Here is a 26,421-nt window from a genome sequence, read left to right on the forward strand (position 1 = left end):
CGCTTCGCGATTAACCCAGGGTTTCGACCAGGCGATGCATCGCCTCGGCCGTCGATTCACTGTCGGAGACCAGCGCGAGGCGGATATAGCCCGCACCCGGATTGGAACCGTCGTTCTGCTCGCGCGCCAGATAGCTGCCGGGAATCACGCGAACGCCGGCGTCGCGATAGAGCCTCACCGTCGTCGCCTCGTCGCCGCCGCGATCGGAGACGTCGAGCCAGACGCAGAAGCCGCCGGCGGGCCGCTTGTAGCCGTAGCGGCTGCCGAGGATCTGGTCGGCGAGATCGAACTTGATGCGATAGAGCCGGCGGTTCTCCTCGACATGCGCCTCGTCGCCATAGGCGGCGACCGCAACATGCTGCAGCGGAACCGGCACCTGAGGTGCGGCGACATTGCGCAGCTCGAGGAAGGCGGCCATGAACTTTCGATCGCCGGCGGCGAAGCCGACCCGCATCCCCGGCAGGTTCGAGCGCTTCGACAGCGATTGGAACGCGACCACATTGGTGAAGTCGGGTCCGGCGCATTCCAGCATGCTGCCCGGTGCTTCGCGGGTGTAGATCTCCGAGTAGCACTCGTCGCTCAGGATCATGAAGCCATGGCGGTCGGCGAGCTGCTTCAGGCGGGTGAAGTAGGCACGCGAGGCGACCGAGCCCTGCGGATTGGCCGGCGAGGCAAGGAAGAACGCCACGGTGCGCGCCAGTGTCGCCTCGTCGATCGAATCGAGGTCGGGCAGGAAGCCGTTGCTGAGCGTGGTCGGCAGATAGATCTGCTCGCAGCCGGCCGCGCGGGCACCGGCGCCATAGGCCGGATAGAACGGATTCGGCATCAGGACCGCCGGCCGGCCCTTGCGCGGCGAGACGTAGCGGGCGGCGGTGATCGCGGCGAAGAACAGCCCCTCGCGGCTGCCGTTCAGCACCATCACCTCGCTCTCCGGATCGACCGGGCGCGGCAACTGGAACCGGCTTCCCAGCCAGGTCGCGGCCGCGCGGCGGAACGGCTCGATGCCCTTGGCCATCGGATAGCGGCCGAACTCGGCGGTGTGCTTTGCCAGCACCGGCCCGACGAAATCAGGCACCGGGTGCTGCGGCTCGCCGACCGACAGTGTAATCAATGGCTTAGCCGGTTGGTACGGCGCCAGCAACTCGGTGGTACGCACGAATGGGGAACGCTCGGCCTGGCCGGCGGATGCGACATCGCCGGCGCCCTGCGCCAAGCCGGATGAGGCGGTCATTGCCATGGTTGAAATGCCAGCACTTTCACTGCGGTCGGGGTTGAGGGGGCGCCGACCGTAAACCGATCAAGTCACCATAGATAGGGCGAGGTTAAGACGCGATTAACCATCGGCGGCGCGGCGCGATCGGCCGGCGCGTGATATCAGCGCTGGCCGAACAATGCCGCATCGAAATTGCTCCGAGATTGCTCTTGGACTTGATCCACCGCCGCGCCGTCAGGGCGCTCATCGTCACGGACGACCGCGAGGTCCTGCTGCTGCGGATTCGACCGCCGCACGGAGACTGCTTCTGGATCGCGCCCGGCGGCGGCATCGAGGGCGACGAGGCGCCTGAAGCGGCGTTGCGGCGGGAGCTCGCCGAGTAATTGGGGTTGGTCGATTTCGCGCATGGCCCCGCCGTCTGGCGGCGTCACCACACCTTCAATTGGGGCGGCCGGCGAATCTCCCAGAAGGAAGAATACCGGATCGTTCATGCGGATCGCTTTCACCCCGTGATGACTGATGCGGCCGAGGTCAGGGTGCTCGATTGCTTCCGCTGGTGGCCGATCGCCGATCTGTCCCGCGCGCAGGAACGGCTGACGCCGCTGTCGCTCGCCACCATCCTTGAAAACTATTTGCGCGACGGCGCGCCCGGCGAACTGCCGGACGAGGAAGTGCTGGTCGACTAATGCTACTTGCCGGCGGTTGCCGCGGATTCGAGCGATCCGCTTTACCCGCCGTTAAGGCCGCCGCACGCGCCACGAAATCCCTTCAGCAATTCGCAACACAGCGCGAATGAATGATCCCGCATATTGCGAGTTCGTGCAGACGGATATGGCCATCAAGATCGAGACACGCGGCGATGTCCTGCGCCGCACCGGGAAGGTGATGGTCATTGCCGCCGGCATGACCGCGGCGATGTCCTTCAGCATCGGCATGCTGGTGTTCGGCCGCGACTTGGCCGCGCCGATCACGGTCGGGCAGATGCAGGCGTTTGGATTGACCGCGGGCGTCTTCATCGGGGTTACGCTCAGCGGCGCCATGTCGTACCGCGCAGGGATGTTGATGCTGGAGCTGGCGCAGACCCGCCGCGAGCTGGCGCAGATCTCGCAGACTGATCAATTGACCGGGCTGCTGAACCGGCGCGGCTTCGATGCCGAGGCGGCCATCGCGCTCGACAAGGCTGAGACGGATGGCGCGTCGGCCGCGGTGCTGATGTGCGACATCGACCATTTCAAGTCGATCAACGACCGCTACGGACATGAGATCGGCGACAAGGTGCTGGTCGAGATCGCCGACGTGCTGCGCGAGTTCGCGGTCCGGCACGGCGCGCTGGTCGCGCGTTACGGCGGTGAGGAGTTCGCGGCGGTGCTGACGGGCCGGAGCCACGAGCAGACCGCGCGCGGCGCCGAGGAAATCCGCCGCGATTGCGCTGCAAGAACCATCCTCGACGGCGTAACCCAGTTGCCGGTGACGATCAGCATCGGCTTCACGGTGAAGGACGCCGGATTCGATCTCGGCGGCCTGATGCGCACCGCCGACCAGGCGCTCTACGCGGCCAAGCGCCACGGCCGCGACCGCGTCGAGCACGCGCGGGATGCCGCGTGAGTGTTCGTAGCCCGGATGGAGCGAAGCGCAATCCGGGCCACGCACAATCGATACGCAAGGCTTAGCGCGCCGGCAGCTTGTCGAATGACGGCTTGCCCTCGGGCAGATGGTGGAAGGTCTGCTTGTCGCAGGTGTAGATCGTCATCTGCGGGGTGAACACGCTGGGGTCGTCGAAGGTGCCGACTTTCAGGATCGTGGCGGGCAGGCCCGGCACCTTGGTCACCAGATGGGTGCCGCATTCAGGGCAGAATTCCCGGGTCACGGCGCGCTCGAGGTCCTTGCGCGTAAATTGCTTGGGTTCGCTTGCGGTGTATCTGAAGCCGGTGGTCGGCATCGCCATGAACAGGTTCGGCCCGCCGCCCGTGATGTACTGGCATTCGCGGCACAGGCATTGCGCCGCCATCATCGGTTCGCCTTCGGCCTCACAGCGCACGTTGCCGCAATAGCACCCGCCTTGCACCTTCATGACGTCCTCCCGTTTTTGTTGTCGTCGTTGTTTGTAGCCTGTCATTCCACAATGGCAGGCAATTCCGACAATATTTTCTCAAGCCGCCCAAAAAAGAAAGGGGCTCCAACTTGCGCTGGAGCCCCTCAACGGTCCGGACATTGCCGGGAATGTGCCCGGACCGTAGTTCTGGGAACGACCGCTTGGGGAGGTCGCGCCCCGGGAGAACCCTTACATGTTGTACGCGCGCTCCGTGTGCTCGGTGATGTCGAGGCCTTCACGCTCGGTCTCGACGTTGGCGCGCAGGCCGACGATCACGTCGACGATCTTGTAGAGGATCGCCGAACCGATGCCCGACCACACCAGCGTGGTGCCGACGCCCCAGCACTGCGAGATCATCTGCGCCGCGAAGTCGTAGTCGGCGACCTTCGGCGGGATCGCGGTGTAGTCGATGATGCCAGCGCCACCGAGCGCCGGGTTGACCAGGATGCCGGTGCCGAGCGCGCCGATGATGCCGCCGACGCAGTGGACGCCGAACACATCGAGCGAGTCGTCATAGCCGAGCGCGTTCTTCACGACCGTGCAGAAGAACAGGCAGACCACGCCGACCACGAGGCCGAGCACGATGGCGCCCATCGGACCGGCATAGCCGGCCGCCGGTGTCACCGCGACGAGGCCCGCGACCGCGCCCGAGAGCGCGCCGAGCAGCGAGGGATGGCCCTTGATGATCCATTCCGCGAACATCCAGGCCAGCGCCGCCGCAGCCGTGGCCACGAAGGAGTTGGTCATGGCGAGCGCAGCGCCGCCATTGGCTTCGAGGTTCGAACCAGCGTTGAAGCCGAACCAGCCGACCCAGAGCAGCGAGGCGCCGATCATGGTCATGGTCAGCGAGTGCGGAGCCATCAGCTCCTTGCCGTAGCCGGTGCGCTTGCCGATCAGGAGCGCGCCCACCAGGCCGGCGATGCCGGCGTTGATGTGCACGACGGTGCCGCCGGCGAAGTCGATCGCCCCCTTCTTGAAGATCCAGCCGGCGTCGGCGTTGATCGCGTCGAGGGCGGCCTGCGCCTTCGTCTTGGCATCGCCGTCAGCCGCGGCGGCGAGCGCCTTGGCGGCATCCTGGATCGCGTCCGGGCCCGGCCAGTACCAGACCATGTGCGCGATCGGGAAGTAGATCAGCGTCACCCAGAGCGGGATGAACAGCGCGATCGCCGCGAACTTCATGCGCTCGGCAAAGGCGCCGACGATGAGGGCCGGCGTGATCGCCGCGAAGGTCATCTGGAAGCACATATAGACGAGCTCCGAGATGTTGGCGTCGACCGAGAAGGTCGCCGCCTTCGAGTCCGGCGTGACGCCCATCAGGAAGGCCTTGGAGAAGCCGCCGATGAAGTCGGAGCCGCCGGTGAAGGCGAGGCTGTAGCCGTAGAGGGCCCAGAGCACGGTGACGAGGCAGACCGTGTAGAACACCTGCGCCAGCACCGAGAGCATGTTCTTGGAGCGAACGAGGCCGCCATAGAACAGCGCGAGGCCCGGGATGGTCATCAAAAGCACCAGCACCGTCGAAGTCAGCATCCAGGCGTTGTCGCCCTTGTTGACGGTTGGCTCGGCGTAGGCGGCGGTTGCGGCAAACAGGCCGACTGCGAGGGCCGCCAGTCCCGCGCCATAGGGACGCTTGAACGTCATGTCATATTACTCCTGAGGTCTTAAGGTTTGAGCGCGAAATCAGAGGGCCGCGGCATCGGCCTCGCCGGTGCGGATGCGCACGGCGTGCTCGAGGCTGATGACGAAGATCTTGCCGTCGCCGATCTGTCCGGTCTTGGCGGCGGAGGTGATGGCGTCGATGGTCTTGTCGACCTGGTCGGAGCCGACTGCGACCTCGATCTTGATCTTGGGCAGGAAGCTCACGGCGTATTCGGCGCCGCGATAGATTTCCGTATGACCCTTCTGACGGCCGTACCCCTTGACTTCCGTCACCGTGAGACCGTGAACGCCAATGGCGGTCAGGGCGTCACGGACCTCTTCCAGCTTGAATGGCTTAATGATCGCCATAACAATTTTCATGAGTCCTATCCCCGCTTGGGCCCGGTGCGAACGAACACCGGGAGTTTCGACTGAGGTTCACCACGCGGAGGACTTCCACTACGCGGGCACAGCCGGGACCCTTAGAATCAAATGCCGTGCCAACCGGCCGGAGTTCGCTAATGGATTATGAATCCGGATATTTTCCCGCATTGCGGGAGCCAGGTAGCCCTGCGCCATTCCGTCGCGCCTAAAATCTAGTCAGGCCGGCTCAATTCGTGAGCAAGCCAGGGTCCGGACACAATTCTGCTTAGCAGGGCAGCAGCCGTAGGTATCTAGATGGGGTGGTGCCGGGCACTTAGGCGGCGTCGCGCGCCGCGAACACCTTGTCGATCAGGCCCCATTCGAGTGCCTGCTGCGCGGACATGAAGTGATCGCGGTCCAGCGTCCGCTCCACGTCGGCCTCGGTGCGCCCGCAATGCTGCGCGTAAAGCCGGGTGATGCGCCGCTTGGTCTCCTGCATCTCGGTGGCATGGATCAGGATGTCGGACGCCTGGCCCTGGAACCCGCCGAGCGGCTGGTGCACGTGGAGGCTCGCATTCGGCAGCGCGGCGCGGTGGCCGGGTTCGCCGGCCATCAGCAGGAACGAGCCCATCGAGCGCGCGGTGCCCATGCACAGCGTGTGCACCGGCGCCTTGATGAACTGCATGGTGTCGTACATCGCGAGCCCGCTGGTGATCACGCCGCCATAGGAGTTGATGTAGAGGTTGATCGGCTTGTTCGGATTGTCCGCCTCCAGGAATAGCAATTGGGCGCAGACCAGTCCGGACATCGCGTCATTGACCTCGCCGTTCAGGAAGATGATCCGTTCGCGGAGCAGCCTGGAATAGATGTCGAAAGAGCGCTCGCCGCGGCTCGATTGTTCGACGACCATGGGGACGAGTTGCATCATGTCGCGCATTGGCGACCTCCATAGCTGCAGGTGATGAAGTCTTAGCGGTGAAGTTTGCGATCAGGCCGCGCGCATCAGGGTGCGGCGGTTGCTGTTGGCCGGTTGCGGCTGCTTTTCCCTGATGTCGCAGGCTTGCTGGATGATGCGAAACCTTGTGCCGCCGGCCTCGTTCGGCTCGATCCGGAAGGTGACGCGGCTTTCGCGAAACGGCGGCTCGGACTCGCGGAGCCGGTAACGCACCTCTTCGCCTGTTATCGTTGATTCAGGCTCGGCGCCGGCGAGATCGGCATCGGGCAGCCAGCGTTCGCGCAGTGCCGGAATGGTTACGGCGCGCCATACTTTCTCGGGCGGTGCGTCGAGCTCGTATTCGATCACCAGGGCTTGGTCCGCGTTAGGCTCGACTGCATCGCTCATTGATCCATGTCCTTCAGGAGGTCGGAGAGCGCTTCGATGCGCTTCGGCCAATAGGCGCGGTAGCGGGCGAGCCAGCTGCCGATGCTGGCGATGCCGTCCGGGTCGACCTCGTAATTCACGAAACGGCCCTGCCGCTGCTCGCGCACCAGCCCGGCCGCGCGCAGCACCGCCAGATGCTGCGACATCGCCGGCTGGCTGATCTCCAGGCCGTCGCGCAAGGCGCTGGCGTTCAGGCTGCCGCCCGCCAGCTTCTCAAACACCTTGCGGCGGGTCGGATCGGCCAGCGCCTTGAAGATATCGGTTTCGACCATGACAACACATAAGCATACACTTATGTGTCGTGCAAGCGGGAACTGGCCTCACGCCGAGCCGCGTGACGTCGCAGCGCTCGGGTGCTTTGCATGGGGTTGTTTTGCGAATTTGCCGCCGGGCTCCCACCGGCCCTGTGAGCTCTACTGCAGCGCCTCGCCGTGCTGCGAGATGTCGAGGCCTTCCATCTCCTGCTGCATCGAGACGCGCAGCGGCACGAAGGCGGAGACCAGCTTGAGCAGCACGAAGGTGATGCCGCCGCACCAGACGAATGTGACGGCGACGCCGTAGAGCTGGATCAGCAGTTGCTTCGGATTGCCCTCGAGCAGGCCGGAGGTGCCGCCGATCGCGGAGGCCGCGAAAATGCCCGCGAGCAGCGTACCGGTCAGGCCGCCGATGCCGTGCACGCCGAACACGTCGAGCGAATCGTCATACTTGAAGCGGTGCTTCAGCCAGGTACAGGCCCAGAAGCAGACCAGACCGGCAATGATGCCGATGATGACGCCGTGCCACGGCGCGACGAATCCGGAGGCCGGGGTGATGGTGCCGAGCCCCGCGACCGCACCCGAGATCATGCCGAGCACCGACGGCTTGCGGCGCGTCGCCCATTCGATCGCGCCCCAGGTCAACGCTCCGGCGCAGGCCGCAAGGTGCGTGGCGGTGATTGCAAACACTGCGCGCGAATTGGCCGCGAGCGCCGAGCCGCCGTTGAAGCCGAACCAGCCGACCCAGAGCAGGCCGGTGCCGACCACGGCGAGCGACAGATCGAACGGCGACAGATTGTCATGGCCATAGCCGTGCCGGTTGCCCATCACCTTGGCGGCGACGAGGCCGCTGATGCCGGCGGAGAGATGCACGACAAGGCCGCCAGCAAAATCCATCACGCCCGCCGTGAAGAGGAAGCCGCCGCCCCACACCCAATGCGCCAGCGGCACATAGACGAAGACGAACCAGCCGATCGAGAACAGCACATAGGCGGAGAACCGCATGCGGTCGGCGACCGAGCCTGCCACCAGCGCCACCGTGATGATCGCGAACGTCATCTGGTACAGCATGAACAGCGCTTCCGGGATGGTCTTGGCCGCCGGATTGACGCTGTCCATGGTGATGCCGGCCAGGAACCAGCTGTCAAGCGAGCCGAGCCATGGACCGTTGCCGACGAAGGTCAACGAATAGCCAAAGGTGACCCAGAGGATCGAGATCAGCGCGACGGCGGTAAGGCTCTGCGCCATCGTCGCCAGCACGTTCTTCTTGCGCACCATGCCGGAGTAGAACAGCGCGAGTCCCGGGATCGTCATCATCAGCACCAGCGCGGTGGCGACGATCATCCAGGCGGTGTCGGCGGCGTTGATGCCGGGATTGGCCGCAGAATCCTGCGCCAAGGCCGGCGCGCCCCACGTGAGCAGGATTGCAGCAGTGATCGGCGCAGCTGATATCGCTGCACGAAGAGCTCGTGCCCCCATCATCATTCCCCGGCGGTCGTGGTTTTCTTGGCGTGGATTTGACGCGCGCCGGCGTCATTGCCGGCGCGATCTCGATAGAACTCAGAGCGCGTCGTTGTCGGTCTCGCCGGTGCGGATGCGCAGGGCGTGGTCGATCGGCGTCACGAAGATCTTGCCGTCGCCGATCTGGCCGGTGCGGGCATGCTGGGTGATGACGCTGACCGCCTTGTCGGCGAGCTCGGTGTCGACGGCGATCTCGATCCTGAGCTTGGGCAGGAAGTTCACGACGTACTCGGCGCCGCGATAGATCTCGGTGTGGCCCTTCTGGCGGCCATAGCCCTTGACCTCGGTCACCGTCATGCCGTGGACGCCGATCGCGGTCAGGGCCTGGCGGACCTCGTCAAGCTTGAACGGTTTGATGATCGCGACGACGAGTTTCATGGTTCAGGCCTTTATTCCCTTGAAGTTTTCCCTGTGCGCCCGTCCCCGGAGCGGCGCTTGCCGCCACCGGAGCGACAATTTGCCGTCCCGCACATTTCGCGTCCGGCAAATCTGGCAGCTTTCTGGGCAAATGGCACAAAAAAGTTGCAGGTTGAAGGGGAAAACGTGCGCAGCGGGTGAACTCCGTCACTGTACGAGACGACAACCCTCGGCCAGAATATGGCTTTCCCGCCCCGGCCAGCGGTCCCGCTGGCTCGTTTCGCCTACCGTGCGTCCCCAAGCGCGCGCCCCGAGGAAACAAGAAATGTCGAACCGAAACTGGTTTTATGCATCCGAAGGCCAGCAAAAAGGCCCCCTGCCTGAAGCTCAGCTCCGCGACCTGATTACCCGTGGCATGGTGGGCGCCGATACGCTGGTGTGGACCGAGGGGATGGCCGGCTGGCAGAAGGCCGGGGAGATTCCGGGTCTTGTTCCGAGCGCAGGGGCGCCGCCGGCGTTTCCGCAGGCCGGCGGACCGCCGCCGGTTGCGGCAGCGGCAGGCTACAGCGGCGGCGCGCTGTCGGCCGACTTCCCGATCTGGGGCCTGTTCGGACGCAGCGTGCTGATGTTCATCGGCCAGGTCTTCGTCATCCCGGCGCCGTGGACCGCAACCGGCTTGTACCGCTTTGCGATCCCCTATATCCGCGTGCCGGGCCGGCCGCATCTCGCCTTCACCGGGCAGCCGCTCGACATCTGGTACGTCTTCATCGTGCTCGGCCTTCTGACCTATGCCGGAGCGGCCCACAGCACGATCGTGTCGCTGCTCTCGCTGGTGCTGCAGGCTTTCCTGGGCTGGATGATCGTTCGCTGGATCTTCGGCCGTCTCAGCTCGAGCGGCCAGGACCTGCCGATCTCGTTCAACGGCAGCCCGGCCGTCTATGTCGGCTGGTACGTGCTAATGGTGATCGCGTCCATCACCATCATCGGCTGGGCCTGGGTGATGACCGCATGGCTGCGCTGGATCTGCCGCAACGTCGAGGGCACGCGCCGCGAGGTCACCTTCAATGCCTCCGGTCTCGACGTGCTGTGGCGAACCATCGTGTTCGCGGTCGGCTGCGGCTTCCTGATCCCGATTCCGTGGGTGCTGCGCTGGTACGCCAACTGGTTCATCTCGCAATTCGCGTTGACCGAGCGTGGCGCAGCCGCGAACGCATAAGCTTGCGTGGCGCTTCCTCTCCCTTCACGTCGCAGGGAGAGGAGCCGCCGCATCGACAATGCTGGAAACGCTCGCTCAATGCTGACTTTCTCGCCGCCGGTTCCGTTGGGTGATGTCCCGCCATAGCGTCCGCCTCGAGGCTCCGACATGTTTGACAGGTCCTGGTTCTATGGATCCGACGGCCAGCAAAAGGGGCCGTGCTCGGATGCCGAGCTTCGCGACCTCATTGCCAGGCGAAAGGTGACCGCGGATACGCTGGTCTGGAGCGAAGGAATGACGGGCTGGGCCAAAGCCGGCGACGTTCCGGGTCTACTGATCAACGCGGCGCAGCCAGCGCAATCCTTCGCTCAGGGCGAGGCCGGGTTAGACCCGGCATTGGCCACCGGCGGCGCGCCGCAGCATCAAGCCCTGGCGGCGGGAAAGATTCTGGATCTCGACATCACGCTCGGGAGATTGCTGAGGATCTACTGGCTGTTTATCTGGCGGTCGTTTGTTGGATCGGTCCTGATCGGCGCGGTGCTCGGGTTCATCATCGGCCTTGTGCTGGGTGTGCTCGGTGCGCCGAGAACCCTGCTGCAAACCACAACTGGCCTGGCTGGCGCCGCCGTCGGCTTGATCTGGTCGATTGTCTGCCTTCGGATGGCGCTGGAAAAGAAATACAGCGACTTCAGGATCGCGCTCCTGCCGCGCGAGACCGGGCGCGACTGAGCGCACCGGCGCGAGGTGCCGTGCCGCGCTTTCTATTTACGTTCGCGCACCGAGCCTTCTTGCGCGACGGACGCCACCAGCGTGCCGTCGGGCTTGAAGATCATGCCGCGGGTCAGGCCGCGGCCCGACTGCGCGCTCGGCGAATCCTGCGCGTAGAGCAGCCATTCGTCGGCGCGGAACGGGCGGTGAAACCACATCGCGTGATCGAGGCTCGCCGGCATCATGCGCCGGTCGAACAGCGTGCGGCCGTAGCGCGCCATCACGGCATCGAGCAGCGAGAAGTCCGATGCATAGGCGAGCGCGCACAGATGCAGCGCCGGATCGTCGGGCAGCTTCGCGGCGGTGCGGATCCAGACATGGATGCGGCCGTCGTCGATCTGCTGGCCGAAATAGCGACCGAGCTCGACCGGACGCAGCTCGATCGGCCGGTCGCTCTCGTAATAGCGGCGGATGAACTCCGGCATCTCCTTGAACATCGGCTGCTTCGACACCTCCTCCGCTGTCAGCTTCTCCGGCGGCGGCACGTCGGGCATCTTCTCCTGATGATTGAAGTTGCTCTCTTCGTCGGAATGGAACGACACCATGATGGAGAAGATCGCGTTGCCGTGCTGGATCGCGGTGACGCGGCGGGTGGTGTAGCTCTTGCCGTCGCGCAACCGCTCGACCTGGTAGATGATCGGGATCTGCGGATCGCCGGGCAGGATGAAATAGCAATGGATCGAGTGCGGCAGGCGGCCCTCGACGGTGCGGCAGGCCGCGACCATCGCCTGGCCGATCACCTGGCCGCCGAACACGCGCTGCCAGCTCGTCTTCGGGCTGTTGCCGCGGAACAAATTCACCTCGAGCTGCTCGAGATCGAGGATGGACAACAGGTCGATCAGGCTCTTGGACATGGATGCGTCCTGGATTGGTTCGGTTTGAATGTCGTCATTCCTGGGCGCGGCGCAGCCGCGAGCCCGGAATCCATTCATCCACGGAAGATGCGGCCTGATGGATTCCGGGTTCATGCTGCGCGCGCCCCGGAATGACGGATGGGGCTGGTTAGCCGCCCTTGTTTCTGCCCCCTGTTTCGCCCAGCTAATATCAGGTAGCAAGCACAGTCTGAGGGCGTGAGGCGCGTAGGGAAAAGGCATGCCGGCACAGCGAAGTATTGTCATCTGCGGGGGTGCATTCGCCGGTCTGGCGCTGGCCGTGGCGTTGCGCCAGGGGCTTGGGCCGGACATTCCGGTGATCGTGGCCGATCCGGCGCTGAGCCAGCGCCCGAGCCGCGATCCGCGCGCGACCGCGATCGTCGCGGCCTGCCGTCGGCTGTTCGAGACCCTCGGCGTCTGGGGCCAGGTGGCGCCGACCGCGCAGCCGATCACCGACATGGTCGTGACCGATTCCAAGCTGGAGGACGCCACGCGTCCGGTGTTCCTGACCTTCGCCGGCAATGTCGAGCCCGGCGAGCCGTTCGCCCATATGGTCGAGAACCGCCATCTGATCGATGCGCTGGCGGCGCGCGCCGAGGCCGAGGGCGTCGAGCTGCGTGCCACCGCGGTGGCGAGCTTCGAGTCGCGGCCCGATGGCGTCAGCGTCACGTTGGCCGACGGCACCGTGATCGATGCTAGCCTGCTGGTCGCCGCCGATGGTGCGCGGTCGAAGCTGCGCGAGCGCGCCGGGATTGCCACCCATGGCTGGGACTATGACCAGTCCGGCATCGTGGTCACGGTCGGGCATGAGCGCGAGCATCATGGCCGTGCCGAGGAGCATTTCCTGCCGGCGGGCCCGTTCGCGATCCTGCCGCTGACCGGCAATCGCTCCTCGCTGGTTTGGACCGAGACGCGCAAGGACGCCGCGCGCATCACGGCGCTGAGCGAGGAAGAATTCCACGCCGAGCTCGAGCAGCGTTTCGGCTTGCACCTCGGCGAGATCAAGGCGCTCGACAGGCCGCGCGCATTTCCGCTCGGCTATTTCGTCGCGCGCTCGTTCATCGCCGAACGCCTCGCGCTGATCGGTGATGCCGCGCATGTCATCCATCCGATCGCGGGGCAGGGGCTCAACATGGGCCTGAAGGATGTCGCGGCGCTTGCCGAAGTCGTCGTCGATGCGGCGCGGCTCGGCATGGATCTCGGACAGGCCGACGTGCTCGAGCGCTATCAGCGCTGGCGCCGCTTCGACACCATGGCGATGGGCGTTGCCACCAACTCGCTCAACTTCCTGTTCTCCAACGAATCGACGTTGCTGCGCACCGTACGCGACATCGGATTGGGCTTGGTCGATCGCGCGCCGCCGTTGAAGAGCATGTTCATCCGCCAGGCGGCGGGATTGTCAGGCGAGGTGCCGCGGCTCTTGAAGGGCGAGGCGCTCTAACTGGTTGTCGTGCTGGCCCCGTGCGCAATTGCGCACCAGGCCGGGACGACGCAACTGTGATCGTGCGGACCTAATCGATCTTGCGGGCCTCTTCCGGCAGCATGATCGGGATGCCGTCGCGGATCGGATAGGCGAGCTTGGCGGAGCGCGAGATCAGCTCCTGCCGCGCGGCGTCGAATTCCAGCGGTCCCTTGGTGATCGGGCACACCAGGATTTCGAGCAGCTTTGGGTCGGCGGTGCTATCGAGGTGATCGGTCGTCGAGTTCATTGCGGTCTCCGGCTGCAGCGTTTTCGAGCGAAGCCTGTCCTGCACTTGATGCGGATGGGTACCGGTTCGCGTGAAGAAATCGCGTCAGAATAAACTGCCGTGATGTAGCACATCCAAATGTCTGCTGTCAGCGCTTCGCCATCCGCAGCAGCTCGTCGATTGCGGCCTGCTGTTGCGCCTTCGGCAGCGTCTGCTCTGATAGAGCGTAGCCGATGAACGCCCAATAGAAGATCTGCGCCCGGCCGCGCGCGATGTCGGCGGGAAACCCGGCCTGCCGGAGCAGGGTTTCGATATAGCCGATCCGGCGCCGGTCGACCTCGAGCACGGCGGCGCGTGCTGCGGCGTCAGTTGTGGCCCAGCTACGCACCGCGCGCTCCAACGCCAGCCGCGCCGAGAAGGCGCGGCGCAGCAGCAGCGCCAGCGCGTCGCCGCCTTGCGGAATGGCCTCGAGCTCGGCGATCACCTGCTCAGCGGCGACCTCGCGCCAATGGGTGAGGATCGCCGCGCGGTAGGCGCCGATATCGGCGAAGTGCCAGTAGAAGCTGCCGCGCGAGACGCCCATGGCCTTGGCCAGCGGCTCGGCCTTGAGCGCCGTGAAGCCGCGCCGCGCCAGCGTCTTCAGGCCCTGATCGAGCCAGTCTTTTGCCGATAGCTGTTCCGTCATGGTTCCCCGTCCGCGACGACCATACACAAGTGTATTGACATGCGCCAGCGTCTGGTGTCCCATCCATACAGTGCTGTATGGATGATTGCATGGAGACTTGGCGATGCGTGATCTTCTGCTGCAAGGCGCCGGGCTCATCGCGATCCTGGTCAGCCTGATCCATGGCGTTCTCGGCGAGACCAAGATCTTCGCGCGCGCCACGATCGAGCCGCCGCGGCTGCGCCTCTTGCTTCGCCTGGTCTATCAGGCCGGCACCGTCGCGTGGATCGGCGGCGGCGTGCTGCTGATTGCAACGCCGGCGATGGCCTCCGATGCCGCAAGGCACTGGATCGTGGCGACGCTCGCCGTCGTGTTCGGCTTCGCCGCGCTGGCGAATGCAATCGCGACCCGCTTCCGCCACATCGGCTGGATGGCGATGAGCGCCGTGGTGGCGCTTGCCGCCGCCGGCTACTAGCGAGCACTGCCATGAACACTGATCGCATCAATCTCAGCATCGCCAACGGTGTCGCGGACGTCAGGCTCAATCGACCGGACAAGCTCAATGCGCTCGATCCTGACATGTTCACCGCGATTGCCGACATCGGCGCACGGGTCGCAGACAACCCAAGGGTTCGCGCCGTGGTGTTGTCGGGCAACGGCCAAGGCTTCTGCGCCGGTCTCGACATCGAGCGGCTGGTCGCAACGACCGAGGGCGAATCCATCCTGCCCTTTGCCGATCTCGGTCAGCGCACCCACGGGATCGCCAATTTCGCCCAGCATCTGGTGTGGCTCTGGCGCGAGCTGCCGGTGCCGGTGCTTGCCGCCGTTCACGGCATCGCCTTCGGCGGCGGCTTTCAACTCATGCTCGGCGCCGACATCAGATATCTCGCGCCCGGCACGCGCCTCGCGATCATCGAGGCCAAGTGGGGGCTGGTGCCCGACATGGCCGGGACGCAGTTGATGCGCCACCTCGCGCGCGAAGATGTAATCCGCGAGCTGACCTACTCCGCGCGCACCTTTTCAGCCGAGGACGCGCTCGGTTACGGTTTCGCCACCCGGATCGTTGAAGACCCGCGCGTGGCTGCGCTTGAGACGGCGCGTGCGATCGCGGATCGCAGCCCGGACGCGATCCGTGCTGCCAAGCGGCTGCTCAATCTTGTCGCCGATCGCGACGCGGCGACCGCGCTCGCGGCCGAAACCGAGGAACAAAGCAACCTGCTCGGCACGCCCAATCACGTCGAGGCCGTCAGGGCGAACCTGGAACGGCGACCGCCGCAATGGAGTCTTGCATGACCGCCAGCCCGGGATTCGATCTGGAGCGTCTCGTTGCGACCAATGCGTCGGCGGCCTTCAATCGGCTTGTCGGCTTCGAAGTCGTCTCCGCCGGTGCCGGCGAAGTCGAGCTGCGCTTGCCGTGGCGCGACGATCTCACCCAATATGCGGGGCACCTGCATGCCGGCATGATCGCAGCCTTGCTCGACACCGCGTGCGGCTTTGCCGCGGCGTCGATCGTAGGCTCCGTCACGGCATCACATTTCTCGATGAATTGCCTGAGGCCGGCCGTGGGCCGCTGTTTCATCGCCAAGGGTGTCACGCCGCGTGTGGGGCGCCGGCAGATTTTTGCCCGCGCCGAACTGTTTGCCGAGATCGAGCAGGGCAAAACCGTGCTGGTTGCGACCGGCGAGACGTTGCTGATTCCGCTCGCCGGCTGATCGGTCAACTCTGGAGCTTGAACATGTCTCTCGTCCTCGTCACCGGCGGGACGGGCCATCTCGGCCGCGATCTCGTCGATCACCTCGTGCAGGCGGGGCACACGGTGCGTGTCTTCGCCAGATCCCGACAGGAACGGACCGATGTCGAGTGGGCGATCGGCGATCTCGCCAGCGGGCAAGGCTTGCGAGCTGCGTTGAACGGCGTGCACACCGTGATCAATGCCGCGACCCATTCGCCGATCGCTCGCCGCGGCGGCTTCAGGCCAATCGACTTTTTCAAGTCGCCGGCGGCAGTGGATGTCGAGGGAACCGCGCGGTTGCTCGGCTTCAGCCACGACGCCGGCGTGCAGCATTTGCTTCACGTCTCGATCGTCGGGCTCGACGACGCGACACTGCCCTATGCGCGCGTCAAGCTTGCGGGAGAGCAATTGGTCCGGCAATCGTGCGTCTCATGGTCGGTGATTCGTGCAATGCCGTTCCACTATCTCCTTGCGGACCTGCTGTCAGGCATGACCGCTCTTCCCGTGTGGCCGATACCTCGCGCGACGTTCAATCCGGTCGATACGTCTGACGTTGCGGACTATCTCGCCAGATGCGCCTTCGACGGGCGACGCGGCGTGCGCGCCGAGATCGGCGGACCCGACGACCTTAGCCTGGTCGAGATTGCCCGGCAGTTTCAAGTCGCACGCGGACTTCGCCGGGTCGTCCTGCCCGTGCCACTGTCGGACAAGGCCGCGCGGGGTATGGGTTTCGTCGTCAGCCAAGGGGTCCGGGGCACACGGTCATGGGCGGACTGGTTGAAGCAGGCGTTCGCGCAGCGGCGGTCGGCCGCGTAGTCGGTTGTCCGGCAGGCAAACGCCGAGGCGCAAGGCTTAGGCCTAAGGGAGAACGAGTCCGCGCTATTGCAGGGGGCGCGATATTTATGGGGTCATCAATTTCCGTGCGGAATCGGCTTACGCACGGATAACCATGCGACTGAAAGTTGTAGAAAATTATCGAGAAGACAATTCAATCGGCCTAGCTTGTCCATGCGGACAACCATGGACCGACGCATGTTTCGTGTTCTGACGTGCCTTTCAGGTGAGCATGACTGGCGGCTGGTTCTGCTGGCCGGACTGGTCTGCTTCGTTGCCAGCATTGTGGCCGTCAACATCTTCCATCGCGCGATCGCCTCGCAGGCGAGAACGAGGCTGATCTGGATCGCGATCGCGGGAGCTGCGATCGGCTACGGCATCTGGGCAACGCATTTCATCGCCATGCTGGCCTACGAGCCGGGCGTGCCGACCGGCTACGGCATCGTTCTCACCGCGCTGTCGCTTGCGGTGGCGATGATGCTGACATCCGGCGGCCTCGGCCTTGCCGCCAGCGAGAACAGCCGCTGGCGCGCGCCGGTCGGCGGCGCGGTGATCGGGGCCGGCATCGCCAGCATGCATTATCTCGGGATGTGGGCGCTGGAAGTGCCCGGCCACGTGGTGTGGTCGATGGACCTCGTGGCCGCCTCCATCGTGCTCGGCATGTTGTTCGGCTACGCCGCGCTGGCGATCGCGGTCCGTCACCAGGATCGCTGGATGTCGCTGGTCGCGGCGCTGTTGCTGACGCTTGCGATCGTGTCGCATCATTTCACCGCGATGGGCGCGGTCGAGATCATTCCGGATCCGCTGCTGGCTCCGGAGGCCATGTCGCTCTCTCCCGCCTTCCTCGCCATCGTGATCGCGGGCGTGGCGCTCTCGGTGCTCGGGATGAGCCTGGTCGGCGTGCTCGCGGACCGGCGGCTCGCGCTTCGCACTCGTCGCTTCGAGGAGATCATCAGTCAGTTGTCGCTGGCGCGGCAACAGGTCGAGGCGTCGCAGAAGGAGCTGGAGGAGCAGCGGCTGCGGCTGGATACGGCGATCAACCACATGGGCGAGGGCCTTTGCATGTTCGATGCGGAGAAGCGCCTCGTCGTCTGCAATGATCGCTATGCCAAGATGTACCGGCTGCCGCCCGAACTGCTGGTGCCCGGCACGGCCCATCGCGAGATCATCACGCATCGGATCGCCAACGGCATCCTCAAGGGCGAGACGAGCAACGTCGCCGCGACGCAGGTGCTCGCGACGCTGAACGCGCTGCCGGCCGGCGAGATCAGCAGCCGGGTCGACGAGCTGGCCGATGGTCGGCTGATCTGCGTGACGCGGCAGCCGATGCCAGGCGGCGGCTGGGTGGCGACGCATCGCGACGTCACCGAGCAGCGGCGCTCGGAGGCCAAGATCACCCATATGGCGCAGCACGACGCGCTGACCGACCTGCCGAATCGCGTGCTGCTCAAGGAATGGATGGAGCAGGCGCTTTCCGGCGCGAGGTGCGGCGGGCCGAGCCTTGCGGTGCTGATGCTCGATCTCGATCGCTTCAAGGACGTCAACGACACGCTCGGACATCCGGCGGGCGATGCGCTGCTGAAGTCGGTGGCCGCGCGGCTGCGCCGCTGCGTCAGTGATACGACGCTTGTGGCACGGCTCGGCGGCGACGAGTTCGCCGTGATCGATTTCGTCAGCGATCCGGTCGCCGAGGCCGGCCTGCTCGCGGAGAAGATCAGGAAGGCGCTCAGCGAGCCGATCGATCTCGGCCATCATCGGGTGACCACCACGACCAGTATCGGCATCGCGCTCGCACCGCGCGACGGCACCGATTCGGACGAGGTCCTGCGCAGCGCCGATCTTGCGCTCTATTCGGCGAAGAGCGGCGGACGCGGCTCGTTCCGTTTCTTCGAGCCGGAGCTCGACCGGTTGTTGCAGGCCCGGCGCAGCCTCGAGCGCGACATGCGCAGTGCGCTCGCCAATGGCGAGTTCGAGCTGCACTATCAGCCGTTCATCCATGTCGCGAGCGGGGAGACCTGCGGCTTCGAGGCGCTGCTGCGATGGCATCATCCGCAGCGCGGCATGATCTCGCCGGCGCAGTTCATTCCGCTCGCGGAAGAGACCGGCCTGATCGTGCCGCTCGGAGAATGGGTGCTGCGCACCGCGTGCGCGGAAGCCGCCAAATGGCCCGACGACCTCAAGATCGCGATCAATCTGTCGCCGGTGCAGTTCAGGAGCCCGGAGCTGGTTCCGGTAATCGTGCACGCGCTCGCGAGCGCGGGAATCTCTCCTGACCGGCTCGAGCTCGAAGTCACTGAAACGGCCATCATCCAGGACAGCGAAGCGGTGTTCGCGGCGCTCAGCCAGCTGCACGATCTCGGGGTGCGGATTGCGCTCGACGATTTCGGCACGGGTTATTCCTCGCTGAGCTTCCTGCAGAAGTTTCCGTTCGACAAGGTCAAGATCGACCGCAGCTTCGTGTCAGAACTCTCGGGCGCATCGGACGAGTCGCGCCGGATCGCGCGCGCGATCGTTCGCTTCGCCGTCAGCCTCGGCAAGACGACGACGGCCGAGGGCGTCGAGACCAGGGAGCAGCTCGAGATCCTCCGCGCCGATGCCTGCGTGGAAGTGCAGGGCTTCCACTTCAGCCCGCCGGTGCAGAGCGAGAAGGTCGCAGAGATGATCGGCGGGCGCGCCCCGGCAGCGGCCGAGCGCCCCGCGGTTCGTTTCGCGGTGGCGGGTGCCGCCTCCTGATCGAACACCGCATCGGCAGATTCGGATGCCCGTGAGGCGTAAGGCCGCAGCACGCGGTCAAAACCAGATTGCGCGTGGAGCGCAAAGCGGTTTTCGCGACCGTTAGAACTTCTCTAAAGCCTGCCGCTGACGCGCTTCCTTGACTTGGCAATTCCCTCGGCATTGTTCACGCATGTGCTCGGCGCGATGTGCGTTGTGGGCATCGTCAACGGAGGGGATGCGCGTGAGAGTGATTTTGAGCGCTGTGATTGCAGCTGGAGTCCTGGGGCTCTTCGGATCGGCGGCGTTCGCCGACGGCTACAAGACTTGCACCAAGCTCGACAAGGCGTCGTGGAGCCGGCAAGCGATGCCGAAGCGAAGGCCAAGGCGGCGGGCTACGAGGTGCGCCGGTCGAAGGTCGAAGGCTCCTGCTACGAAGTCTACGGCGTCAAGGAAGGCAAGCTCTACGAGCTGTTCTACAGCCCGGAAGATCTCAGCCTGAAGCACACGATCCCCAAGTGAATCGTCAAGTGAATCGTCGAGTGAAGCGGGCGCGATGACGGAGGCGGCGCCGGGCGCTCGCGGCGCGACCAGCGTGCAGGTCTGGGACCTGCCGCTGCGGCTGTGGCACTGGGCGCTCGCCGTCCTCGTCCTGGCCGCATGGGTGACACCCAACACCTACGACCGGCTGCACCGGCTGGCCGGCTATTCCGTGATCGGGCTATTGGCGTTCCGGCTGATCTGGGGCTTCGCCGGCACGCGCTATGCGCGTTTCGGCAAGCTCGGCGTCCGCCTGCGCGCCGCGCCGCGCTACATCTGGAATCTCCGCCGCGGCGTCACCGGTCGCTATATCGGGCTCAATCCCGCGGGGACCGTGATGCTGGTGGCCCTGCTGCTCATGCTCGCGGTCTCGGCGATCACAGGTGCGATGGAGGTCACCGTCACCTTCTTCGGCGTCTGGTGGGTCGAGGACACCCACGCCTATGCTTCGGATGCGGTGATCATCCTGGTTGGCCTGCATGTGCTCGGCGTCATCGTGGTGGGATTGCTGCAGCGTCAGAACCTGGTGCGCGCAATGCTCACCGGGCGCAAGCGGCTCCGCAATCGCTGACGAACGCGTGGCTTTGGTTTGGGCATGATCTCCGCGCAAACGCGTTCCGCGTTTGTCGCGAGGGAAAACCGCCTCGCAGTTTTCCGGATCATGCTTATTGCACCGGCGGGTCCCCTGAGGTGCGTTTCTTGGCGAGGTCCATCTCGGTGACGGCGATCAGGATCTCGGCGCGGGTCTTCAGGTCGGGCGCCTCGAGCATCGCCTGCTTTTCGGCCGGACCATAGGGCGACATCATCGCCAGCGCATTGACCAGCGCCTCGTTGGGCGCGGACTCGATGCCCTCCCAGTCGACCTTCAGATTGTTGGCCTCCAGGAAGTCGGCGAGCACCTCGAGCAGCGCCTTGCGATCGACGGCGTCTTCGCCCTTGCGCGCGGTGAAGTCGCCGACGAAGGAGAAGAAGTCGACCTTGCACTGCCGGTACGGCGTCTGCACGGTCAGCTCCTCGACCACCTTGAAGCGCGCGACGCCGGTCAGTTCGAGGATGTAGCGGCCGTCGCCGGATTCGGCGAGCTGGGTGATGCGGCCGACGCAGCCGATGCGGAACAGCACCGGCTTCGACTCCTTGTGCGAATGGGCCACATCAGGCTGGATCATGCCGATCAGGCGATGACCGTCGCGCAGCGCGTCGTCGATCATCGCGAGATAACGCGGCTCGAAGATGTTGAGCGGCATCTGGCCGCGCGGCAACAACAGCGCGCCGGGCAGCGGGAACACCGGGATCACCTCGGGGAGCTCGCCGGGCCCGCGATATTCGGCATTGATCGGCATCTGCGGTCCCGCTGCTGTGACGGGCGAATTTTACGAGAACAGGATCGTCGACAACCGCCTGCGCCCCTCGACGGTTGCCTGATCGGTGCCGCCCCACGCTTCGAAGAACTGCACCAGCTGCTTGCGCGCGCCGTCGTCGTTCCACTTGCGGTCACGCTTGACGATGGCGAGCAGCTGTTCGGTCGCCTCGGTGCGCTTGTTCATCGCGTTGAGCGCGGTCGCGAGATCGAAGCGGGCTTGATGATCGAGCGGGTTTGCGGCGACTTTCTGTTCGAGCTCGGCGATCGGGCCGACCGACTGCGCCTGTTCGGCGAGATCGATCGCAGCCTGCACCGCCTTCACCGCGGCGTCGTTGCGCTTGGATTCCGGCACCATTGCGAGCGTCTGCTTGGCCTGCTCGACCGCGCCTGATGTCATGTAGCATTTGGCGAGGCCGGCCAGCGCCGCGATATTGGTGGCGTCGTGCGCCAGCACCTCGGCGTAGATCTGCGCCGCACCTTCGGCGTCGCCTTCGGCAAGCGCGGCGTCGGCCTCGGCCAGGATCTCGGTGAGATTGGGCTCGCCGGCGGCGGGCACACCCTTGGTGATCTTCTCGATGAAGGCGTTGACCTGGCTCTCCGGCACCGCGCCCATGAAGCCGTCGGCGGGCTGGCCGTTGACGAACGCGATCACGGCCGGGATCGACTGAATGCCCATCTGGCCGGGAATCTGCGGATGCTCGTCGATGTTCATCTTGACCAGCTTGACCCGGCCCTTGGCGTTCTTGACCGCCTTTTCCAGGATCGGCGTCAGCTGGCGGCAGGGGCCGCACCAGGGCGCCCAGAAGTCGATCATCACCGGCTGGCGGCGCGATTCCTCGATGACGTCCTTGACGAAGGTCTGGGTCGTCGTTTCCTTGATCAGATCGGGCGCTGCCTGGGGCGTGGGGCCGCCCTGCTCCATTATCGTCACGTTGTCCTCGCCTGCTTCTGAGGTCGGAATTCCGGGGGCGTTCTAGCACGCTCCGCACGGCACGTTCAGCCGTTCTGTGAGCCTAGAGCATGATCCCGGAAAAGTGGGAACCGGTTTTCCGACGATCACGCCCAGTACATGGCGGCGAGCCGGCAAAATTCAATCGCCTGCGGTCCGATCCCGCTCGATCGGAGATCGGGTGGGCTGCGTCCCCGGAGCGGCCGATGATGGCGGTCCTTGATGGCAACGGGGAACACCCATGGCGAAGGCCTATTACAGCACCGTGTTCGAGCAGCCGGCCGGCGAAGTCTGGAAAATCATCCGCGATTTCAACAATTACCCGGTCTGGGTCCGTGGCGCGGGGAGCAGCGAGATCGAGGACGGCAAGTCCGGCGACACGGTCGGTGCCGTGCGCAACGTGCTGTACCGGGAGCGGCGGATCCGGCAGCGGCTGCTCGCGCAGTCCGACGTCGAGCGCTTCCAGACTTACGAATTTGCCGGACCCCCGACCCTGCCGATGGCGGATTTCAGCGCCACCCTGCGGGTGACCCCGGTGGTCGACGGCGACCGGGCCTTTATCGAATGGTGGGCGGTGTTCGATTGCGAGGCCGACCGCCGCGTCGAACTGGCGCAGACCCTGGCCGGCTGGTTCGAGACCTGGCTCGAATCGCTCCGGGATGAGATGGCTCTGAGGGCGGTTCTGGCGGAAACATAAAAAGAAATCGTCGCAGCGGCCGGTTTCGGCCGATTCGGGGTCAATTTTTAGCGAAACCGTGCGATTTCGTGAGGTGCAGACCGCGCTCTTGTGTTGCATTCACAGACAGCTTTTGGCATAGGTCTGCCGTTGCCGGCGAGCGATCGCCGCCATTTCGGATGCGGGTGTAGCTCAGTGGTAGAGCACGACCTTGCCAAGGTCGGGGTCGAGGGTTCGAGCCCCTTCGCCCGCTCCAAAATCTCTCGCTGACCGAATGTTTCGCCGACAGAGCTGACAGTCTGATGAAGGCCCGCCTCCGCTGCGGGCTTTTTTGTTGTTCAGGCGGTTTTGCTGTTCGGGGCGGCGCTCGGCGGTCAGGGTGCCGTGGCCCGCGATGGCCGCTTCCCGGCTCGTTAACCGTCGGATCGTGCGTTCTCAAAACTGATAGAAATTTGTGGTTGTGTCGGCGTTGAAATGGCTGCCGCTCGCCTTTCGGCGCGGCGCGCACGTGAATGATGTCGATCAGCTGGACGCCAGATCCCGCCTTGGAGCGCCGCGTTGCTCGCGCCAGCGTTGCGGCGCTGATCGCGCTTGCCGGCGTCGCGACATGTTCGCCCGCTTCGGCGCAGTTGCTGCCGAATGACTCCGCCCATGCCCCGGCGCCCAGTTTCTTTCCCATGCCGGGGTTCGAGCAGGCGCCAGGCTTCGAGCCTACGCAGCCGCCGCGGACCCGGGTCTACATCACGACACGCTCGCATTGGGGCGGCCGGCAGAACTTCTGCGTCCGGACCTGCGACGGCCGCTTCTTCCCGCTGCCGCGCGTCAGCGAGGCGGCCTGTCCCGCTGCCGAGGTGAAGCTGTATTCCGGCTCGGACATCGACAGCGCCAGGACCGAAGAGGGCGAGACCTACAAGACGCTCGCGAATGCATTCCGGTTTCAGCGCGAGATCGTGCCGCAATGCTCTTGCAGCGCAAGCGCCTCGACCGGCCTGTCGCCGATCGCGATCGAGGACGACATGACGTTGCGGACCGGCGACATCATCGCCGCCGATGATGGTTTCAAGATCGCGGCGATCTCCAGTAGGGCGAAGCGCAGCGTGTTATTCAGGCCGCTGTCCAAGGCCAAGGCGCAGGCGCTCGGCCTGGCGCGCCTCTCGTCGCGATAGATTCCGGGCGTTAGCTTCGCTCGAATATTACGCCGCAGTGCAGAATGCCTTGTTATCAGGCAGATCGCGCAGGAAAATTTCGTCTCAAATATCGTCTCAACTTGTTTTGACGCAGCGCACACTACCGCATGCGCTTTTCAGCGTCGTTGGATGTGCTACCATTTTGCCGTCTGACCTACCTCCAGACCGCCACCATCATCTCTCAGGGCGTTCAAAATCAATAACAGGCAAGCTGCAATGGCTTGCATAGGGGAGTGACGCGATGAAATCGGCTTTCAATCGATCGATACTTGCGTTCGCGGCGGTTGCGCTGCTGGCGGGGACCACCTTCGCCAATGCGCAGCAACAAACTGACAAGAACCGTGCGCTGAAGAAATACGAATCCGGCACCAAGGAATTCTGGACCCATCCGCCGGATGACTGGTTCCTCGGCGACGAGACCGAAGCGCAGAAGGGCCTTGCCCCGCCATCGGGTCCGCCGACCGGCGCCTCCGACGCCGAACTCGCCAGCATGATGAAGAAGATCAAGCTGCCGCCGGGCTTCAAGATCGAGGTCTATGCCTCGAACGTGCTCGCGGCGCGGCAGATGGCCTGGGGCGACAAGGGCACGCTGTTCGTCGGCTCGTTCGGCCTCGGCAACGTCTATGCGATCAAGGACAACAACGGCAAGAAAGAGGTCAAGACCATCCTCAAGGGCCTCAACATGCCGACCGGCCTCGCCTTCAAGGACGGCGCGCTCTATGTCATCGCGGTCGACAAGCTGATCAAGTACGACAATGCCGAAGCCAATCTCGACAATCTCGGCAGCGGCAAGGTGGTGTATGACGACATGCCGTCCTATGCGGCGCATGGCTGGAAATACATCGCCGTCGACAAGGACGGCTGGTTCTACATTCCGTTCGGACCTCCCTTCAACATCGGCATCCCGCCGACCTCGGTGTCGCAGATCCGCCGCGTCGATCCCAAGACCGGCAACGCGGAGATCTGGGCGCTCGGCGTGCGCAACTCGGTCGGCGGCGACGTCGATCCGCGCACCGGCAAGTACTGGTTCACCGAAAACGCCCGCGACTGGATCAGCGACGATCTGCCGAGCGATAAGCTCAACATGATCTCGAAGATCGGCGAGCATTTCGGCTATCCCTATTGCCACCAGGGCAACCTGCCGGACACCAAGTTCGCGATGGGTCACAAGTGCTCGGAGTTCACCCCGCCGGTCTATAATCTCGGCGCGCACGTGGCTCCGCTCGGCATGAAGTTCTATACCGGCAGCCAATTCCCGGCCGATTACAAGAACAGCATCCTGATCGCCGAGCACGGCTCCTGGAACCGGCACAAGTACCAGGGCGGCCGCATCGTGAAGATCACCGCGAGCCCCGACGGCAAGAATGCCAAGCAGGAGATCTTCGCCTCCGGCTGGATCGAGGGTGACCAGGGCTATCTCGGCCGTCCGGCCGACATCCTGCTCGACAAGGATGGCTCCATCCTCGTCGCCGACGACTGGGCTGGTGCGATCTATCGCATCAGCTACAGCAAGAAGTAATGGTCGAAGCTCATGAGGCTGCGGTGGCCGTGAGGCGACCGCAGCCTCTGTTGCGATCGGGTAACGGAACCACCTCGTCATGCCCGGACTTGATCCGGGCATCCATCCAAACAAGAACCGTTCAGCAAGCACGATGGATCGCCGGGTCATCCTCGATCAGCTCGAGGACAGGTGCCCGGCGATGACAGCCGGAGAAAACTGACATGCGACTAGCGTCACTTGGAGTTGTGGCAACGGCAATTCTCCTCGTTTCGTCCGCCCAGGGCGCCGACGTCGCCGCCGGCAAGGCGAAGGCCGAAATCTGCGCCGGTTGCCATGGCGACAACGGCATCTCGCAGACCGAGAACATTCCCTCGCTGGCCGGCCAGCTCGACCAGTTCATTCAGTGGCAGCTGGTGTTCTTCCGCGCCGGCGCGCGCAAGAACGAGCAGATGCAGCCGATCGTCGAGCAGCTCAACAATGACGACATCCGCAATCTCGGCGCCTATTTCGCGTCGCTGCCGCCGTTCAAGGGCGGCAAGGACGACAATCCTGATTTGTCCGAGAAGGGCAAGCAGGCCGCCGCCGGCCGCCGCTGCGCCTCATGCCATGGCGACACCTTCGCCGGCACCAAGGCGGTCGCCCGCATCGCCGGCCAGCGCGAGGAATATCTCGTCAAGGCGCTGCACGACTACAAGTCGGGACAACGTTCCGGCGGCGCGCAGGCCGCGATGGCCGATGTCGCGTATCCCTTGAGCGACGAGGAAATCACCGCGCTCGCGCATTATCTGTCGCATCTGTAGCGGCAAAGACGGTGTCGTCCCTGCCTGGTGCGCAATTGCGCACGGGGGTAGGGACCCATAATCACCGGCTTCAATTGTCTTGAACGGATATCAACCCGCACCGCCTCAAATCGCGAGGCCGCGGCGT

At 64.8% G+C, this 26,421-nt stretch carries 30 protein-coding genes, 1 tRNA gene and 1 pseudogene; 18 read left to right on the forward strand and 14 right to left on the reverse strand.

The window, feature by feature from the left end; all coding sequences use genetic code 11:
* Nucleotides 1-10: 10 nt before the first annotated feature.
* Nucleotides 11-1,237 (reverse strand): aminotransferase class I/II-fold pyridoxal phosphate-dependent enzyme, encoded by a 1,227-nt coding sequence (locus CK489_RS08765; RefSeq protein ID WP_095732023.1) that lies wholly within the window; start codon nucleotides 1,235-1,237, stop codon nucleotides 11-13.
* Between the two features lie 131 nt (nucleotides 1,238-1,368).
* Here CK489_RS08765 and CK489_RS42135 point away from each other — a divergent pair, with 131 nt between their 5' ends.
* The 3 genes from CK489_RS42135 to CK489_RS08775 all read left to right on the forward strand — a co-directional run bounded on the left by CK489_RS42135 (nucleotide 1,369) and on the right by CK489_RS08775 (nucleotide 2,818).
* The gene (locus tag CK489_RS42135) at nucleotides 1,369-1,596 is read left to right on the forward strand and encodes an NUDIX domain-containing protein (RefSeq protein WP_245350292.1); all 228 of its coding nucleotides are present in this window, start codon (nucleotides 1,369-1,371) and stop codon (nucleotides 1,594-1,596) included.
* Nucleotides 1,597-1,899, forward strand: coding sequence for an NUDIX hydrolase (locus CK489_RS42140; RefSeq protein WP_245350293.1), 303 nt, complete (start codon nucleotides 1,597-1,599; stop codon nucleotides 1,897-1,899).
* A 145-nt stretch (nucleotides 1,900-2,044) separates the two neighbouring features.
* On the forward strand, nucleotides 2,045-2,818 hold the full coding sequence (locus tag CK489_RS08775; protein WP_158226422.1) for a GGDEF domain-containing protein: 774 nt from the start codon (nucleotides 2,045-2,047) through the stop codon (nucleotides 2,816-2,818).
* A 61-nt stretch (nucleotides 2,819-2,879) separates the two neighbouring features.
* On the opposite strand, the gene CK489_RS08780 is transcribed toward CK489_RS08775, so the two are convergent.
* The 8 genes from CK489_RS08780 to CK489_RS08815 form a co-directional block, all read right to left on the reverse strand.
* Nucleotides 2,880-3,284 (reverse strand): GFA family protein, encoded by a 405-nt coding sequence (locus CK489_RS08780; RefSeq protein ID WP_095732025.1) that lies wholly within the window; start codon nucleotides 3,282-3,284, stop codon nucleotides 2,880-2,882.
* A 210-nt stretch (nucleotides 3,285-3,494) separates the two neighbouring features.
* Nucleotides 3,495-4,943 (reverse strand): ammonium transporter, encoded by a 1,449-nt coding sequence (locus CK489_RS08785; protein WP_050627976.1) that lies wholly within the window; start codon nucleotides 4,941-4,943, stop codon nucleotides 3,495-3,497.
* A 39-nt stretch (nucleotides 4,944-4,982) separates the two neighbouring features.
* Nucleotides 4,983-5,321 carry a P-II family nitrogen regulator gene (locus CK489_RS08790; protein ID WP_021082517.1) on the reverse strand — a complete coding sequence of 113 codons (339 nt, stop codon included), beginning with the start codon at nucleotides 5,319-5,321 and terminating at the stop codon, nucleotides 4,983-4,985.
* 316 nt (nucleotides 5,322-5,637) lie between these two features.
* On the reverse strand, nucleotides 5,638-6,240 hold the full coding sequence (locus CK489_RS08795) for an ATP-dependent Clp protease proteolytic subunit (protein ID WP_050627975.1): 603 nt from the start codon (nucleotides 6,238-6,240) through the stop codon (nucleotides 5,638-5,640).
* A 51-nt stretch (nucleotides 6,241-6,291) separates the two neighbouring features.
* Nucleotides 6,292-6,645 (reverse strand): SRPBCC family protein, encoded by a 354-nt coding sequence (locus tag CK489_RS08800; RefSeq protein ID WP_095732026.1) that lies wholly within the window; start codon nucleotides 6,643-6,645, stop codon nucleotides 6,292-6,294.
* On the reverse strand, nucleotides 6,642-6,956 hold the full coding sequence (locus CK489_RS08805; RefSeq protein ID WP_095732027.1) for an ArsR/SmtB family transcription factor: 315 nt from the start codon (nucleotides 6,954-6,956) through the stop codon (nucleotides 6,642-6,644). The genes CK489_RS08800 and CK489_RS08805 overlap by 4 nt, the downstream gene beginning before the upstream one ends.
* Before the next feature lie 141 nt (nucleotides 6,957-7,097).
* A complete protein-coding gene (locus CK489_RS08810) occupies nucleotides 7,098-8,417 on the reverse strand; it encodes an ammonium transporter (protein ID WP_095732098.1) in 1,320 nt (439 codons plus the stop codon).
* A gap of 81 nt (nucleotides 8,418-8,498) precedes the next feature.
* On the reverse strand, nucleotides 8,499-8,837 hold the full coding sequence (locus tag CK489_RS08815; protein WP_016841426.1) for a P-II family nitrogen regulator: 339 nt from the start codon (nucleotides 8,835-8,837) through the stop codon (nucleotides 8,499-8,501).
* A 304-nt stretch (nucleotides 8,838-9,141) separates the two neighbouring features.
* Here CK489_RS08815 and CK489_RS08820 point away from each other — a divergent pair, with 304 nt between their 5' ends.
* Together CK489_RS08820 and CK489_RS42765 are read left to right on the forward strand one after the other, a co-directional pair.
* Nucleotides 9,142-10,032, forward strand: coding sequence for a DUF4339 domain-containing protein (locus CK489_RS08820; RefSeq protein ID WP_095732028.1), 891 nt, complete (start codon nucleotides 9,142-9,144; stop codon nucleotides 10,030-10,032).
* A gap of 147 nt (nucleotides 10,033-10,179) precedes the next feature.
* The gene (locus CK489_RS42765) at nucleotides 10,180-10,740 is read left to right on the forward strand and encodes a GYF domain-containing protein (protein WP_095732029.1); all 561 of its coding nucleotides are present in this window, start codon (nucleotides 10,180-10,182) and stop codon (nucleotides 10,738-10,740) included.
* Nucleotides 10,741-10,772: 32 nt separating this feature from the next.
* Here the strand turns inward: CK489_RS42765 and tesB are convergent, their stop codons facing one another.
* Nucleotides 10,773-11,633 (reverse strand): acyl-CoA thioesterase II, encoded by an 861-nt coding sequence (gene tesB / locus CK489_RS08830; protein WP_095732030.1) that lies wholly within the window; start codon nucleotides 11,631-11,633, stop codon nucleotides 10,773-10,775.
* Nucleotides 11,634-11,871: 238 nt separating this feature from the next.
* Between tesB and CK489_RS08835 the strand changes: the two genes are divergently transcribed.
* Entirely contained in the window at nucleotides 11,872-13,092 is a 1,221-nt protein-coding gene (locus tag CK489_RS08835; RefSeq protein WP_095732031.1) for a ubiquinone biosynthesis hydroxylase, read from the forward strand.
* 70 nt (nucleotides 13,093-13,162) lie between these two features.
* Here CK489_RS08835 and CK489_RS08840 read toward each other — a convergent pair whose 3' ends face one another.
* On the reverse strand, nucleotides 13,163-13,360 hold the full coding sequence (locus tag CK489_RS08840) for a Trm112 family protein (protein WP_029080935.1): 198 nt from the start codon (nucleotides 13,358-13,360) through the stop codon (nucleotides 13,163-13,165).
* 127 nt (nucleotides 13,361-13,487) lie between these two features.
* On the reverse strand, nucleotides 13,488-14,024 hold the full coding sequence (locus tag CK489_RS08845) for a TetR/AcrR family transcriptional regulator (RefSeq protein WP_095732032.1): 537 nt from the start codon (nucleotides 14,022-14,024) through the stop codon (nucleotides 13,488-13,490).
* Nucleotides 14,025-14,127: 103 nt separating this feature from the next.
* Here CK489_RS08845 and CK489_RS08850 point away from each other — a divergent pair, with 103 nt between their 5' ends.
* The 7 genes and pseudogenes from CK489_RS08850 (at nucleotide 14,128) to CK489_RS08880 (ending at nucleotide 20,392) form a co-directional block, all read left to right on the forward strand.
* Nucleotides 14,128-14,478: a hypothetical protein gene (locus tag CK489_RS08850; RefSeq protein WP_050627968.1), complete on the forward strand. Its 351-nt coding sequence runs from the start codon at nucleotides 14,128-14,130 to the stop codon at nucleotides 14,476-14,478.
* A gap of 11 nt (nucleotides 14,479-14,489) precedes the next feature.
* Complete coding sequence (locus tag CK489_RS08855; RefSeq protein ID WP_095732033.1) at nucleotides 14,490-15,296, forward strand: crotonase/enoyl-CoA hydratase family protein; 807 nt, start codon at nucleotides 14,490-14,492, stop codon at nucleotides 15,294-15,296.
* Nucleotides 15,293-15,715 (forward strand): PaaI family thioesterase, encoded by a 423-nt coding sequence (locus tag CK489_RS08860; protein ID WP_095732034.1) that lies wholly within the window; start codon nucleotides 15,293-15,295, stop codon nucleotides 15,713-15,715. The genes CK489_RS08855 and CK489_RS08860 overlap by 4 nt, the downstream gene beginning before the upstream one ends.
* A gap of 23 nt (nucleotides 15,716-15,738) precedes the next feature.
* Nucleotides 15,739-16,551 carry an SDR family oxidoreductase gene (locus tag CK489_RS08865; protein WP_095732035.1) on the forward strand — a complete coding sequence of 271 codons (813 nt, stop codon included), beginning with the start codon at nucleotides 15,739-15,741 and terminating at the stop codon, nucleotides 16,549-16,551.
* Nucleotides 16,552-16,767: 216 nt separating this feature from the next.
* Nucleotides 16,768-19,302, forward strand: coding sequence for a bifunctional diguanylate cyclase/phosphodiesterase (locus tag CK489_RS08870; RefSeq protein ID WP_245350294.1), 2,535 nt, complete (start codon nucleotides 16,768-16,770; stop codon nucleotides 19,300-19,302).
* Nucleotides 19,303-19,519: 217 nt separating this feature from the next.
* Nucleotides 19,520-19,803: pseudogene (locus CK489_RS08875) on the forward strand (PepSY domain-containing protein).
* A gap of 34 nt (nucleotides 19,804-19,837) precedes the next feature.
* Nucleotides 19,838-20,392, forward strand: coding sequence for a cytochrome b/b6 domain-containing protein (locus tag CK489_RS08880; protein WP_050627965.1), 555 nt, complete (start codon nucleotides 19,838-19,840; stop codon nucleotides 20,390-20,392).
* A 94-nt stretch (nucleotides 20,393-20,486) separates the two neighbouring features.
* On the opposite strand, the gene CK489_RS08885 is transcribed toward CK489_RS08880, so the two are convergent.
* Together CK489_RS08885 and trxA are read right to left on the reverse strand one after the other, a co-directional pair.
* A complete protein-coding gene (locus tag CK489_RS08885; protein WP_050627964.1) occupies nucleotides 20,487-21,161 on the reverse strand; it encodes an LON peptidase substrate-binding domain-containing protein in 675 nt (224 codons plus the stop codon).
* 30 nt (nucleotides 21,162-21,191) lie between these two features.
* Complete coding sequence (trxA, locus tag CK489_RS08890; RefSeq protein WP_198960876.1) at nucleotides 21,192-22,112, reverse strand: thioredoxin; 921 nt, start codon at nucleotides 22,110-22,112, stop codon at nucleotides 21,192-21,194.
* A gap of 259 nt (nucleotides 22,113-22,371) precedes the next feature.
* On the opposite strand from trxA, the gene CK489_RS08895 reads away from it, so the two are divergent.
* The 5 genes from CK489_RS08895 (at nucleotide 22,372) to CK489_RS08915 (ending at nucleotide 26,294) form a co-directional block, all read left to right on the forward strand.
* On the forward strand, nucleotides 22,372-22,827 hold the full coding sequence (locus CK489_RS08895) for an SRPBCC family protein (protein WP_095732037.1): 456 nt from the start codon (nucleotides 22,372-22,374) through the stop codon (nucleotides 22,825-22,827).
* Nucleotides 22,828-22,987: 160 nt separating this feature from the next.
* Nucleotides 22,988-23,062: transfer RNA gene (locus CK489_RS08900), tRNA-Gly, on the forward strand.
* 256 nt (nucleotides 23,063-23,318) lie between these two features.
* Nucleotides 23,319-23,972, forward strand: a complete 654-nt coding sequence (locus CK489_RS08905) for a DUF2865 domain-containing protein (protein ID WP_245350295.1) — start codon at nucleotides 23,319-23,321, stop codon at nucleotides 23,970-23,972.
* A gap of 262 nt (nucleotides 23,973-24,234) precedes the next feature.
* Nucleotides 24,235-25,512, forward strand: a complete 1,278-nt coding sequence (locus CK489_RS08910) for a PQQ-dependent sugar dehydrogenase (RefSeq protein ID WP_095732038.1) — start codon at nucleotides 24,235-24,237, stop codon at nucleotides 25,510-25,512.
* A 203-nt stretch (nucleotides 25,513-25,715) separates the two neighbouring features.
* On the forward strand, nucleotides 25,716-26,294 hold the full coding sequence (locus tag CK489_RS08915) for a c-type cytochrome (protein ID WP_050627960.1): 579 nt from the start codon (nucleotides 25,716-25,718) through the stop codon (nucleotides 26,292-26,294).
* Nucleotides 26,295-26,421 lie beyond the last annotated feature (127 nt).

Source organism: Bradyrhizobium sp. UFLA03-84 (assembly GCF_002289535.1).
In the GTDB taxonomy this organism is placed as follows: Bacteria; Pseudomonadota; Alphaproteobacteria; order Rhizobiales; family Xanthobacteraceae; genus Bradyrhizobium; species Bradyrhizobium viridifuturi.